Origin of the sequence: Kribbella solani (genome assembly GCF_014205295.1) — a bacterium.
In the GTDB taxonomy this organism is placed as follows: domain Bacteria; phylum Actinomycetota; class Actinomycetes; order Propionibacteriales; family Kribbellaceae; genus Kribbella; species Kribbella solani.
This window is the reverse complement of the sequence record NZ_JACHNF010000001.1, coordinates 358005-371263: the sequence shown is the minus strand read 5'-3', so window position 1 is coordinate 371263 and position 13259 is coordinate 358005. Positions and strand designations below refer to the sequence as shown.

General features: G+C 69.6%; 12 protein-coding genes. 5 read left to right on the top strand and 7 right to left on the bottom strand.

Annotated features, from left to right (window positions below):
• Complete coding sequence (locus HDA44_RS01710) at positions 1–1200, top strand: RNA polymerase sigma factor (protein WP_184830695.1); 1200 nt, start codon at positions 1–3, stop codon at positions 1198–1200.
• A 944-nt stretch (positions 1201–2144) separates the two neighbouring features.
• Here the strand turns inward: HDA44_RS01710 and HDA44_RS01705 are convergent.
• The 3 genes from HDA44_RS01705 to HDA44_RS01695 are packed head-to-tail and all read right to left on the bottom strand — an operon-like array spanning position 2145 to position 6101.
• Positions 2145–3662, bottom strand: a complete 1518-nt coding sequence (locus HDA44_RS01705) for a carboxylesterase/lipase family protein (protein WP_184830694.1) — start codon at positions 3660–3662, stop codon at positions 2145–2147.
• 44 nt (positions 3663–3706) lie between these two features.
• On the bottom strand, positions 3707–4837 hold the full coding sequence (locus HDA44_RS01700) for a D-alanine--D-alanine ligase family protein (protein WP_184830693.1): 1131 nt from the start codon (positions 4835–4837) through the stop codon (positions 3707–3709).
• A 58-nt stretch (positions 4838–4895) separates the two neighbouring features.
• The gene (locus HDA44_RS01695) at positions 4896–6101 is read right to left on the bottom strand and encodes a cytochrome P450 (protein ID WP_184830692.1); all 1206 of its coding nucleotides are present in this window, start codon (positions 6099–6101) and stop codon (positions 4896–4898) included.
• Positions 6102–6246: 145 nt separating this feature from the next.
• Here HDA44_RS01695 and HDA44_RS01690 point away from each other — a divergent pair, with 145 nt between their 5' ends.
• Positions 6247–6858, top strand: a complete 612-nt coding sequence (locus HDA44_RS01690) for a TetR/AcrR family transcriptional regulator (protein ID WP_184830690.1) — start codon at positions 6247–6249, stop codon at positions 6856–6858.
• Between the two features lie 115 nt (positions 6859–6973).
• Positions 6974–8086, top strand: coding sequence for a trans-sulfuration enzyme family protein (locus tag HDA44_RS01685; protein WP_184830688.1), 1113 nt, complete (start codon positions 6974–6976; stop codon positions 8084–8086).
• 10 nt (positions 8087–8096) lie between these two features.
• Here HDA44_RS01685 and HDA44_RS01680 read toward each other — a convergent pair whose 3' ends face one another.
• Both HDA44_RS01680 and HDA44_RS01675 read right to left on the bottom strand, forming a co-directional pair.
• Positions 8097–9302, bottom strand: coding sequence for an MFS transporter (locus HDA44_RS01680; RefSeq protein ID WP_238352333.1), 1206 nt, complete (start codon positions 9300–9302; stop codon positions 8097–8099).
• Positions 9299–10036: a DeoR/GlpR family DNA-binding transcription regulator gene (locus HDA44_RS01675; RefSeq protein WP_238352332.1), complete on the bottom strand. Its 738-nt coding sequence runs from the start codon at positions 10034–10036 to the stop codon at positions 9299–9301. Before HDA44_RS01675 ends, HDA44_RS01680 begins: the two co-directional genes overlap by 4 nt.
• Before the next feature lie 76 nt (positions 10037–10112).
• On the opposite strand from HDA44_RS01675, the gene HDA44_RS01670 reads away from it, so the two are divergent.
• Positions 10113–11282, top strand: a complete 1170-nt coding sequence (locus HDA44_RS01670; protein WP_319037395.1) for an MFS transporter — start codon at positions 10113–10115, stop codon at positions 11280–11282.
• Positions 11283–11401: 119 nt separating this feature from the next.
• Here the strand turns inward: HDA44_RS01670 and HDA44_RS01665 are convergent, their stop codons facing one another.
• Entirely contained in the window at positions 11402–11653 is a 252-nt protein-coding gene (locus HDA44_RS01665) for a hypothetical protein (RefSeq protein ID WP_184830682.1), read from the bottom strand.
• Between the two features lie 9 nt (positions 11654–11662).
• Here HDA44_RS01665 and HDA44_RS01660 point away from each other — a divergent pair, with 9 nt between their 5' ends.
• Positions 11663–12448 (top strand): MerR family transcriptional regulator, encoded by a 786-nt coding sequence (locus HDA44_RS01660; protein ID WP_202887059.1) that lies wholly within the window; start codon positions 11663–11665, stop codon positions 12446–12448.
• Between the two features lie 93 nt (positions 12449–12541).
• On the opposite strand, the gene HDA44_RS01655 is transcribed toward HDA44_RS01660, so the two are convergent.
• Positions 12542–13240 (bottom strand): FCD domain-containing protein, encoded by a 699-nt coding sequence (locus tag HDA44_RS01655; protein ID WP_184830680.1) that lies wholly within the window; start codon positions 13238–13240, stop codon positions 12542–12544.
• Positions 13241–13259: the final 19 nt, after the last annotated feature.

Sequence of the window (13259 nt, the reverse complement as noted above, 5' to 3'; positions counted from 1 at the left end):
ATGACCAGCGCTCTCGAGGACCAGCTGCGGGAGTTGGCGCCGCGAGTGCTCGGTGCGCTGGTCCGGCGGTACGGGCATTTCGACACGGCTGAGGACGCGGTGCAGGAGGCGTTGCTGGCGGCGGCTCAGCAGTGGCCAACCGACGGCGTGCCGGAGAGCCCACGGGGTTGGTTGATCACGGTGGCTTCCCGCCGGCTGACGGATCTGCTGCGGCGGGAGCAGTCACGGCAGCGGCGGGAGGAGCGGGTCGCGCGGTGGGCGTTGCAGGGCGAGCCGGTCGCGGACACCGACGACACCTTGGTCCTGCTGTTCATGTGCTGTCATCCGGCGCTGTCGCCGGCATCACAGATCGCGTTGACGTTGCGGGCGGTGGGCGGTCTCACCACCACGGAGATCGCCCGCGCCTTTCTGGTGCCGGAGGCAACGATGACCCGGCGGATCACCCGGGCCAAGACAGCAGTGCGGGAAGACGGCTCCCGGTTCACCCTGCCGGCCGACCGCGAGGAGCGGCTGGGCGCGGTGCTGCACGTGGTGTATCTGATCTTCAACGAGGGTTACACGACGACCACGGGCCCGAGCCTGCAACGGGTCGAGCTGGCCGCCGAGGCGATCCGGCTGGCTCGGCTGCTGCATCGCCTGTTGCCGGACGATCCCGAAGTCTCCGGTCTGCTGGCGTTGCTCCTGCTCACCGATGCCCGCCGGCCCGCGCGGACCGGACCTCACGGTGAGCTGGTTCCGATGGCAGAGCAGGACCGCGCCCGGTGGATTCCCGAGCTGATCAAGGAAGGAGTAGATCTGATCACCGCCACGCTGCCGCACGGACCGATCGGCCCATACCAGCTGCAGGCCGCGATCGCTGCCGTACATGACGAATCTCCGTCCGCCGAGGAAACCGACTGGCCCCAGATCGTCGCCCTCTACGAAGTGCTGCTGCAGTTGACCGACAACCCGATGATTGCCCTCAACCACGTCGTGGCCGTGGCGATGTCTCGCGGTCCGGCCGAGGGCCTCGCGTTACTCGATTCGCTGGAAAACGACGACAGAATCGCCAAGGACCACCGGGTCCCGGCGGTCCGGGCACACCTGCTCGAAATGTCCGGTGACCGCGCCGCCGCCCGCACCGCCTACGAACAGGCCGCAAGCCGCACGACCAGCCTCCCTCAACAGCGCTACCTCCACACCCGGGCCAGCCGCCTATGACGCCACCAACCGCGCGCAGCGCGGCGCCTCGGCGTACTGCGGCCCAACGGGTCGCCGTCCCCACCCCGTACATCACCCAGCCCTGTTCGCCGACACGGCACCTCTCCGCCCGCCCGCTCACCGACGCGGCCCTCTCCGCGTTGACACATCAGCTGTTTTTGGCTACCGGCCGACGTAATTGACAGGTCCTGCCCGGGCAAACCGGCGTGCCGAAGAACGGGTAGTGCACCCCAACGCAACGCCCCCACCGACCTATCCACGCTCAACTCCACCGGCAGCCACCCAACCACGACCCGCTCTCACGTACACCGCCCCACCAACAAGTGCGACCAGCCCAACACGGAACCCGTCCCCTAACCACGCGCCCCCACCCGACCCGACACCGATCACGCCGCCCCCAGGCTCCGGCTCGCGACGAGCAGACCCGGCGTTATCCCCCCAACACCGGTGGAGACACCGCGCGTTGGCGGGCTCCCCCGCCCATGCCAAGGCGGCGTTCGCCCATGCGGGGCCGGAGTGTACGGCGACCTGACTTTGAGGGGTGCACCGACCTGGCGCGGCGGGCGCGAACTGCCGTACGCGTGGCCGGGCCGGTCGGACGCCGGACCGGTCGGACGCCGGGCCGGTCGGACGCCGGACCGGTCGGACGCCGGGCCGGTCGAGCGCTCCCCAAACCGGTTTGGGGAGCGGCACTACCCGGAGCGGGGAGTTGCGCTGCCCGTTTTGGGTAGGCACGGCTCCCCAGACACCCCACCCACCGCCAACCAACGTCCGCGATCGTCGGGTGGGTGGGTACGGCTGGCGGGGTGGCCGATGGCGGGTTGTGTGGCCGATGGCGTGTTGCAGAGCGTCAGTGGTCCTGTAGGCCGTCAGCGGGATCGCTTCGTCGGTCGTGGGCACCACCTCGGCGGGTGCCGACGAGGTACCGAGTGCTACGCGCCGCGTTAGCGGTTGGCCCAGAGACGGCGTTCGGTCGGGCGATCATCTGTGGTGGTGCCGGAGGCGCTCGCGAAGTGGCGGCTGATGCGGTTGGTGGAGGTGTAGGCCGGCCAGCCGGGGTCGCCGGTGGTTGCGAAGTCGATCCAGGCCTTGTGGACAAGATCGGCCAGGTGTTGCGGCGGCGCGAGGCCGAGCATGGTTGCCGTGGCCGGGTCGTCGAGGTTGTCGAAGACGAAAGGAAGTTCAACGACGTGGCTGGCGCCGAGTCGACCCTTGCAGGCCGGTGACCGCCAGGCGAATTCATAGACGTACGTACCGGGGTGCGCCTCGGCGAGACGAAGGGCAGGGATGCGGTAGTACGAGTCGGTCATGATCGCGGCCAGCACATCGCCAGGCGTGGCGTCAGGGCGGTTCGCGCGGTACTTGCGTACGCCACGCGCGGGTAAGCCGAAGCGGAGCGCGGCACCGAGGTACAGGAGCGGGAGGTTGATGCGGGCACCTACACCGGTCGGTACGAGGAACAGGCGTGCTTCCTCGCTGTTGCTGCCCACCAGTAGGTCGATGTTCGCGCCGGCGCCGGCGCGGATGCGGTCGAGTGGTGGCGCGGGTAGTACGTCACCGTCGACGACCGGGCTGAACGGCAGCAACGTACGAGCGACATCGCCCCAGACTTTGGCGCGGGGTTTCGCGGCGGCTTGCTGGCTGAGTTGTTCCTGGGCGGCGATCAGGCGATCCATCGGTACCGCGGCGATTGCCTCGCGGGTGGGTGCGGTTCCGAGTACGTCGGCGAGGCGGTTGGCGACGATCCGAGCCGTCTCCGGGCTGATCGTGTTGCCGGCGGCGCCGGACTGGGCGATCGCGCGGTGGAAGAGTCCTTCGGCGGCGGGCATGGCGAGCAGGGTGCACACGCTCATCGCGCCGGCGGATTCGCCGAAGACGGTCACGTTGTCCGGGTTGCCGCCGAAGCCGGCGATGTTGTCGCGGACCCAGGTGAGGGCGGCGATTTGATCGAGCAGGCCGAGGTTCGGGGTGCCGTCGCCGAACCACAGGAACCCGTCCGCGCCGAGCCGGTAGTTGATGGTGACCAGGACGACGCCGTCCCGTGCGAAGTGCGTGCCGTCGTACACGGACAGTGCGCCGGAGCCGCTGGTGAAGGAGCCGCCGTGGATGAAGACCATCACCGGCGCGTTGCCGGTCAGGCCCGGGGTCCAGATGTTGAGGTTCAGGTAGTCGTCGCCCGGGATGACCATCCGCGGCGCGAAGTCGGCCAGGTCACCCTCGGCGCGGCTCTGCGGCGCGGTCGGCCCGTAGTCGGTCGCATCCAAAGGCCGCGTCCACGGCTCCGGCGCCCGCGGCGGCTCAAACCGATCCACCCCCACCGGCGCCGCCGCATACGGCACCCCCTTGAACACCAGCACCTCAGCCCCAACCGATCCGCCGGGCGAGCTGTTCGGTTCGGTTCTGTCGTCTGGGTCGACGGTTGTTCCTCGAACCGGGCCGTACCGCGTGTTCGCCAGCGTCATGCGGGTGGCCCGGATCGGGTGGTTGCCGGCGTCATCTCAGCTCGTCAGCGGAGTCCGGTCTTGCGGGTCATCGCCAGCGTCAGCAGATGCTCCACCAACGCCGGGTAGTCCTTCCCCGACGCGGCCCACAGCCGCGGGAACATACTGGTCGGCGTGAACCCCGGCATCGTGTTGATCTCGTTGATGATCACCTTGCCGTCGGCATCGACGAAGAAGTCGACCCGCGCCAGCCCTTCGCCGTCGATCGCGTCGAACGCGACCAGCGCCTTCGCCCGTACCTCCGCCGCGAGCTCCTCAGGCAGCTCGGCCGGCACCGACAGCGCGGTGTACTCCTCGCCCTCCGGCAGGTACTTGGTCTCGAAGTCGTAGAAGTCATGCCCACCACCGGAGATCGCGATCTCGCCGCACACGCTGACCTCCGGCAACCCGCCGTCCAGCCCACCGAGGACCCCGACCTCGATCTCGCGCGGGTCCTTCGCCGCCGCCTCGACGATCACCTTCGGGTCGTGCGCGCGCGCCTCCACGATCGCGTCGTCGAGCTCGGCCAGGCTGTTCACCTTGCTGATCCCGAGGCTCGACCCGCCGCGGCACGGCTTCACGAACACCGGGTACCCGAGCGCGTCGACGGCCGTCCGGCACGCCTCCGGGTCGCGAATCCAGTCCCGGTCGCGGATCAGCACGTACGGCGTGACGTCCAGCCCGGCGCCCTGGAAGACGACCTTCATGTGGTGCTTGTCCATCCCGACCGCGCTGGCGAGCACCCCGGAACCGACGTACCGGATGTCCGACATCTCGAGCAGGCCCTGGATGGTGCCGTCCTCGCCCCACGGGCCGTGCAGCAGCGGGAACACCACGTCGACCTGGCCGAGCGTGCTCGGCACCTGCTCGGGTTCGCTGATCACGAGCTCACGGTTCGCGCCGAAGAGCACCGGCAGCGCGGTCACGTCGACCTCCGGGAGCTTGCCGTCGGTGATCGACAGCCGCTCCGGGTCGCCGCTTTCCAGTACCCAGTGGCCGCTGGTGCTGATGCCGACCGGAACCACGTCGTACTTGTCGCGGTCGATCACCTGCAGCACGTTCGCCGCGGTCACACAGGAGATGGCGTGCTCGCTCGACCGGCCACCGAACACGACGGCGACGCGGGGTTTGCGCTGAACTTCGGAGAACTCACTCACCGGCTCGACTGTAGCGGTCCGGAGATCGGGATCCGATCGGGGTTCGGTTAAGAAGTCTTCAGATCGGGGCGTCCCAGGTGACCGGCAGCACTTTCACCCCGTACACGAGTGTGTTCACCCGGTAGTCGATCTGCTCGAACGGTACGGCCAGCCGCAGCGTCGGCATCCGCGCGTACAGCCGGGTCAGCACTTCCTGCAGTTCCAGTCGCGCGAGCTGCTGCCCGACGCACTGATGCGGACCGAACCCGAAGGCGACATGCGCGGTCGCGTCCCGCTCCAGGTCCAGCCGGTCCGGATCGGGGAACACGCTCTCGTCCCGGTTCGCCGAGGACAACGCGGCGATCAGGTACTCCCCGGCGTCGATCGTCGACAATCCGACCGGCACCTTGTCGGTCGCGTACCGGAACAGGCCGTAGTGCACCACCGACAGGTACCGCAGCAGCTCCTCCACCGCGGCCGGAACCTTCGACGGATCGGAGCGCAGGTCCGCGAGCTGCTCCGGGTGCCGCAGGAGAGCGAGCGTGCTGAGCGCGATCATGTTCGCGGTCGTCTCATGGCCGGCGATCAACAGCGTGACGCCGACCGAGACCAGCTCCTCCACCGTCAAAGGCGTACCCAGCTCCTGGCCGCGGGTGATCAGCCGCGACAGGATGTCGTCCTCAGGCCGAGCCTGCTTCGCCAGCACCAGCCCGACGATGTACTCGTTCAGCTCGTCGCTCGCCCGCTGTGACTCCTCGGTCCAGCCATCGACGCGGACAAGTTGAGCGCCCCGCGCCTGGAACTCGTCCCGGTCCGCGTACGGCACGCCGAGCAGCTCGCAGATCACCAGCGACGGAATCGGCAACGCGAACTCCTGCACCAGATCGACCGGGCTACCGGCGGCCAGCATCGCGTCCAGCCGTTCGTCGATCATCGCCGCGACCCGCGGCCGCAGCGCCTCCATCCGCTTCACCGCGAACTCGGTCGCCAGCAGCCGCCGGAGCCGCTTGTGCTCCGCGCCGTCCGCCTGCAGAAGCGATCCCGGCTCCGCCTCCTGGCTGAGGTCCGCGTTCGGTACGACGTGGTCCGACGGCGCGAACCGGGAGCTCAGCCGGTTGTCCCGGAGCAGCGTGCGCACCTCGTCGTACCGGCTCGCTACGTACGCGTCCACGCCGGCCGGGGTCGACACCTTCGTCAGCCCGTCGGTCTGGCGGTACGCGGCGTACTCCCGGGCCGGATCGAACGGGCAGCCGGACGGGCGGCCGACGGGGAAGCTCTCGGTCATCGCGTACCTCCTGGACAGGACCGTGGGAGAATTTGGCAGTGACTACCATATGGCTCATCCTTCCGATTTGGAACCGGCTTCGGCGTGGCGAAGGCGTTACGCTGCCCGCGGAGATGCCGGCGGGGCGGTGTTGATGGAGGTACTGATGGGACTGCGCGAGCTGAAACGGGAGCGGACCCGCCGGCTGATCGCGGACAAGGCGTTCGAGCTGTTCAGCGACCACGGCTTCGGCCGGACCACGGTCGAGCAGATCGCGGCGGCGGCGGAGGTCGGCCCGAGCACGCTGTACCGGTACTTCCCGACCAAGGAGACCCTGGTCCTCGAGTTCGTCGAGGACTGCCTCGCCGACGCGGTGACGTGGTTCCGCGGCCAGCCGGAGCTGGACCTGCCGGACGGTCTGCGGGCGGTGATCGAGCAGGTTCTTCAGCAGCTCGAGAGCAACCCGGACCGGGTCCGCGCGGTGTTCGACCTGGCCGAGCAGAACGGTTCGGTCAGCGCGCATCTGAACGATCTGATCTGGCGCTTCCGCGACGACCTCGCCGACGCGCTGGTACGGCGGTTGCGGGCCGATGATCCGCAACGGGCAGAGTTCATCGCCGCGCTGTCCGCAGGTATCACCATGAACGTGATCGAGAGCGTCGTCCGCGTCTGGGTCGACCACCCCGGCACCGTCGAGGCCCAGACCCTGGCCCGCCAAGCCATGCACCTCCTCACCACCCGCGCCCTCCCCCTCCCCAGCTCCCCCACCACCCACTGACCCCGGCACGGCTGCCGCCCACTTCCCACCACCCGCTGAACTCAGCTCCGTCGCCGCCCGCTGCCCGACCCCACCCGCCGATTCCCGGTGCCGGCCGAGCGGCGACAATCCGGCTATGACTCCTGACCTCGACCCGTCCACCGTCGTCGTCCACGCCGGCCGGCCGGAGCGCGTACCGAACGCTCCCGTCGGCGGATCACCGGTGTTCAGCTCGACGTACGTAGCCGGTGGTGACCGTGGCTACGGACGCTTCGGCAACGACGCCTGGACCGCACTCGAGGACACGCTCGGCCAGCTCGAAGGCGGTCGCGCCCTGACGTTCGCCTCCGGCATGGCAGCCGCAGCCGCCGTCATCGACCTCGTCCCGGTCGGTGGCCGCGTCGTCGCACCACAACACGCGTACTCCGGCGTCCTCGCGCTCCTCGACCAGCAAGCCGAAACCAGCCGGCTCACCGTCGACCGAGTAGACATCGCGAACACCGAATCAGTAGTCCAAACCCTCGACGGCGCCGCCCTGCTCTGGATCGAGTCACCGACCAACCCCGCGATGGAAGTAGCCGACATCCCCGCACTCGCCGCGGCCGGGCACGCCGCCGGCGCGACCGTCGTCGTCGACAACACCTTCGCCACCCCGCTGCTCCAGCAACCGCTCGCACTCGGCGCGGACGTCGTCATGCACTCGGCCACCAAGTTCATCGCCGGCCACTCCGACGTCATCCTCGGCGCGGTCATCACCGCCGACGACAACCTCTGGTCGGCGATCGAGCTCCGCCGCCGCAGCCTAGGCGCGATCCCCGGTTCGATGGACGCCTGGCTCGCCCTCCGCGGCCTGCGTACGCTCGCGCTCCGTCTGGACCGGGCCCAGTCGAACGCCGCGTACCTGGCCGAGCGCCTCCGCCGGCACCCGCGGATCAGCCGCGTCCGCTACCCCGGCCTGCCCGACGACCCCGGCCACGCGCGGGCCGCCGCGCAGATGTCCGGCTTCGGCGCGATCCTCTCGATCGAGCTCGGCGGCGACGCCGAAGGAGCCCAGCAGGTGTGCGAGCGGACGAAGCTCTGGGTGCACGCGACCAGCCTCGGCGGCGTCGAGTCACTGCTCGAACGCCGCCGCCGCTGGGCGATCGAGGTGCCGACCATCCCTGAAGACCTGATCCGTCTCTCGGTCGGCATCGAGCACCCAGAGGACCTCTGGACCGACCTCGACCAGGCCCTTACTTCGCTGACCTGACGACCAGGCCCTATTTCGCTGACCTGACCGCCGGCTCCTCCGACCTGGCGACCGGGTCCTTCGACTTCAGGATCGGGCCGCCGAAGAAGGTCAGTACGCACAGGACGACCGGCAGGATGAACGCGATGTTCAACGGCATCCAGTGCGCCAGGCCACCGATCAGCGCGGGGCCGGCCAGCAACCCGACGTACCCGAGGCCGACGACGCGGGCCATCAGCGCGCCGGACGATCGCGGGTCGAGGTTGCCGGCGGCGGTGAACAGCTGCGGTACGCCGCCGGCCAGGCCGAGGCCGAACACCGCCCAGCCGACCAGCGCGACCGGAACCCACGGCACCACGATCACCACGGTCAGCCCGACCGCCGCCATCGCCGCGCCCCAGCGCACGATCGCCGCCGGACCGACCGCGGCGGCGACCCGGTCGGTGAGGAACCGCCCGACGGTCATCGCGACCGCGAACGCGCCGTACGCGAACGCCGCCGTACTGACCGTGGTGCCGAGGATGTCGCGGAAGTGCAGCGCGGCCCAGTCGTTGGCAACCCCCTCGGACAGCATCAGCCCGAAGGCGAGTCCGCCGAGCGCCCAGACCAGCTTGGCCGGCGGCTTGGTCCGCTCGCCCTCCGGGCTGTCCTCTTCCTCGATGGTTGCCTCCAGCAAGAACCTGCTGGCGATCAGGGACAGCACGATGCAGAGCACGCCGGCCAGCGCGAGCGTCAGCTCGGTGGGTACGTCGGCCCGCAACGTCGCCGCGCCGACGACGGCCGCGATCGCGCCGCCGATCGACCACATGGCGTGGAACGCGGCCATGATCGGCCGTGGATAACCGCGCTCGACCACGACGGCCTGCGCGTTCATCCCGACGTCGATCGCGCCGTTGCCGAAGCCGACCAGGATCAGCGCGAGCCCGAGCGTCCACCAGTTCGTCGCCAGGCCGGGCCCGGCCAGCGAGATGCCGAGCACGATCCCGGCCGCCGGTACGAGCCGCCGCTGCCCGATCTTGTCGACCAGCGGACCCGCCACCTGCATGCCGGTGAACGCGGCCGCGCCGAGCACCAGCAGGAGCAGCCCGAGCGTGCTGTGCGTGATCCCGGTGGTGTGCTCGATGCTCGGGATGTGCACCACCCACATCCCGATCGCGAACCCGTTCAACCCGAAGTACATCCAGGTGGCGACCCGAGCAGCTTTCGGCGGGGCCACACGGACATCTGTTGCAGTCAAGGAGCCACCTCTACGAGTACGCCGCGCTGGGCGAGCATTGTGCGTTGATCTTCAGGAGCTGACTTGTCGGTGATCAGCAGGTCCGGGCGGTCGGCCGGGCAGACGTACGCGAGCGCGGCGCGGTCCCACTTGGCGCCGTCGGCGAGCACGATGGTGCGGGCGGCGACGTTCATCGCCTCCTGCTTGACCTCCGCGTCGCCGAGGTCGAACGCGGTCAGCCCGGCGTCCAGGCTGAACGCACACGGGCTGAGTACGGCGGTGTCGAACCGCAGCGCCCGCAACGAAGCGATGGTCAGCGGACCGACCAGCGACAGCTCACCCTTACGAGCTTCGCCGCCAGGCACCAGCAGCCGGATTCGGGGCGCGTCGGACAGTTCGTGCGCGATGTGCAGCGAGAGCGGCATCACCGTCAGCGCTCGGTCGTGCAGCAGCTTCGCGGTCTCGAGCGCCGTCGTGCCGCTGTCCAGCACGATCGTCTCGCCGTCGCGGATGTGCGCGGCCGCCGCCTGGGCGATCGCCTGCTTGGCCGCGAGCGCCGCCTGGACGCGCAGCGAGTACGGCGGCTCCAGACCGGACGGCATCGCCGACACCGCGCCGCCGTGGACGCGTTTCAGCACGCCCTGCGCGGCCAGGAAATCCAGGTCGCGGCGCACCGTCATGTCCGACGCGGCGGTCACCTCGACCAGTTCATGGACGGTGACTCGGTCGGCGGCACGTAGGCGATCTACGATCATTTGGTGCCGTTCCGCACTTCTCATGCGCAGAAAACTACCATCCGCCTGATCGTTCAAACAGATAGTATGTTTGCTTGTGACTAATGACACCGCCCTGGTCAAGCGGTCGCGGTACGCCGTCGCCGCCGTTTTCTGCGTCCACGGATCGGTCACCGGGTCGTTCGCGACCCGGGTGCCCTGGATCCAGGAGCATGCGGGGGTGTCGGCCGGTCAGCTCGGGCTGGCGCTCGCGTTCCCGGCGCTCGGCGCGGCGGTGATGATGCCGCTGGCCGCCCGGGTCAGCCACCGGTTCGGGACCCGGGCCGCGCTCCGCGGCCTGCTCGCGCTCTGGACCCTCGCCCTGATCCTGCCGTCGCTCGCCCCCGGCCTGCTCACCCTGTGCGCGGCCCTGTTCGTGTACGGCGGCACGTCCGGGATGGCCGATGTCGCGATGAACGCGCTCGGTATCGAGGTCGAGCACCGGCTGAAGAAGTCGATCATGTCCGGCCTGCACGGCATGTGGAGTACGGGCGCGCTGCTCGGCTCGGCGGTCGGCACGCTCGCCGCGCATGCGAACGTGAGCGCGCGACTGCACCATGCCGTGGCCGCTGTCGTGCTGACGCTGATCGGCGCGGTGCTCTGCCACTTCGTGCTGAACCTGCACCCGGAAGAGGACACCGAGCCGCCGGCCCGGTTCGCGCTGCCGCCGAAGTCGGCGCTGCTGATCGGCGCGGTCGGGTTCTGCGCGGTGTTCGCGGAAGGGGCGAGCCTGGACTGGTCGGCCGTGTACCTGCGGGACATCCTGGACAGTTCGGCCGGTGTCGCGGCCGGTGCGACCACGGGCTTCGCGCTGACGATGGCGATCGCCCGGCTCACCGGCGACGCCGTGGTCGACCGGTTCGGCGCCGTACGCACCGTGCGCTGCAGCGGGGTGATCGCGATGCTCGGCGGTCTGCTCGTGGTGATCGCGTCGCACCCGATCGTGGCGATGGTCGGCTTCGGGCTGATCGGCATCGGCATCGCGGTCGTCGTACCGCTGGCGTTCGCGGCCGCGGGTCACACCGGCGCGAATGCCAGTCAGGCGATCGCGGGCGTCGCCACCATCACGTACGCCTCCGGCTTGGTCGCCCCGTCCATCATCGGCGGCATCGCCCAGGCCAGCAGCCTGACCACGTCCTTCATAGTCGTCACAGCACTCGCCGCAGGCCTGGCCATCTTCGCCCGCGTCCTAGCCACCCGCCCCACCACCACCGCAGCCGCCAAATAGCCACCACCCGAGCAAGCCCCAGCCCCCGGCCATTTGAGTGGTTAACCCGCGGGTTTGCCCGTTCACAGCCGGGATGCGGCTTGCGAAGGGGCGTGCGCACGGGTTAACCACTCAAATGGTCAGGTGAGTAGCTGGTCGAGGATCTCGCCTGCTTCGTCGTAACCGGCGTCGCGGATGCGTTGGAGTTCGAGCAGGTCTTTGGCGGCGGCTGCTCGGCGGGTCAGGTGTTCGCCTGCCCGCTGGCAGCCCTCGTCGAGCAGTTCGTTCAGCGCGGCGGTGTCGTCGCGCTCGTCGGCGAGCTCCGCGAGCCGGTCCAGCGCCTTCTCGTTGCCTTCGTCGGCGAGCGCCCGCAACGTGTCCCAGTCGGTCATGATCCGATCATGCGACCTTGCCCTAAGGGCAAGGTCAACAATGGTCCCGTGCTCACCATCGGACAGCTCGCCCGGTACGTCGGGGTATCCACCAAAACCGTCCGCGTCTACCACGCGAAGGGCCTGCTGCCCGAGCCGGAACGAGACGCGTCCGGCTACCGCAGGTACCCGGCCCAAGCCGTCGTGGACCTGCTCCGGATCCGTACCCTGGCCGACGCGGGCGTCCCCCTGGCCCGAATCCGCGACCTGGACAAGACACCCGGCAACCTCAGCACCGCACTGGACCAGATCGACGCCGATCTGGCCGCCCGGATCAAACAGCTCCGCGCCACCCGTACCCGCCTCCGCGAGCTGGCCCGCGGCGAGCTCCGCTTCCTGCCGCCGGAAGTCGACGCCCACCTCGACGGACTACCCGCGCTCGGCTTCAGCGACCGCTGGATCGCGATGGAACGCGAACTCTGGATCGTCCTGTACGCGACCCAGCCCGATCTCGCCGACACGTTCTTCCGTGACCAGACCCAAACCCTGACCGATCCCGCGCTCCGAATGCTCTACCTGGCCTCCGACCGAGCCCACGACCTCGACCCGACCGACCCCGAACTGGATGCCCTCGCCGACCAGATCGTTGCCGCCAGCATCAAGCGGTACGGCACCGAACCACCCGGCATGTCGTCGGCCGACCCCACCATCCACCAACTCCTCCAAGCCACCGTGAACGCATCCTCCCCGGCCTGGCAGCGCCTCGACACGCTGATCCGCGCCCGGCTGGGCCACCACGGCATGACCGGCCTCTGAGCCCGCCCCGTGGCCGGCTACTCGGTCTGACCGCGCAGATCGTCCACGACGAAGGCATCTTCCTCTGGGTGCTCGAGCAGAACACCGCCGCGATCAGGTATTACTGGCCTGATCCCGCGGGGCTTGTTTGACGGTTTCGATCAGGGCGTACGACGCGCGGCTTGCCGCCTCGGGGTCGCCGGAGCGGATCGCCTCGACGACGACGCGGTGCGCGTCCGGGATTCGGTGGTCCTCGGGGATCGTCGCGGTCTGGTGGATGGACTCGGTGAGTACCTCGGCGATCGCGTCGAACAACCGCAGCAGCAGCGGGTTCCCGCTGGCGACCACCACCTGGCGGTGGAACGCGGCATCCACAGCGACGAACTCGTCCATGTCACCCCCGTCGACGGCCGGCCCTCGCGCCTCGAACGCAGCCGCCAACGCCGCCAAACTCTCCTCGTCCTGACGCAGCGCGGCCAGCCGTGCCGCCGCGGCCTCGATCCCGGCTCGCGCGTCCAGGACATCGGTCAACGACGCGGACAGTTCGTCCCGGACCAGCACGCCGCTGATCTCGTTCGTAGCGCGTACATAGGTGCCGTCGCCGACGCGCGGCTCCAGCAGCCCGGTCAGGCTGAGCGACCGCAGCGCCTCCCGCACCGTACCGCGACTGACCCCCAGCTCGGCCGCGAGCTGGTTCTCGCCCGGGATCCGCGACCCGCGCGGCCACGCCCCCGACTCGATCAGCGCCCGGAACTGCTCGGACACCTGCAGTACGAGCGGCACCTGCCGCACCGGTCCATCAAGTGACACCACCAACGACCTCCTCGCACCA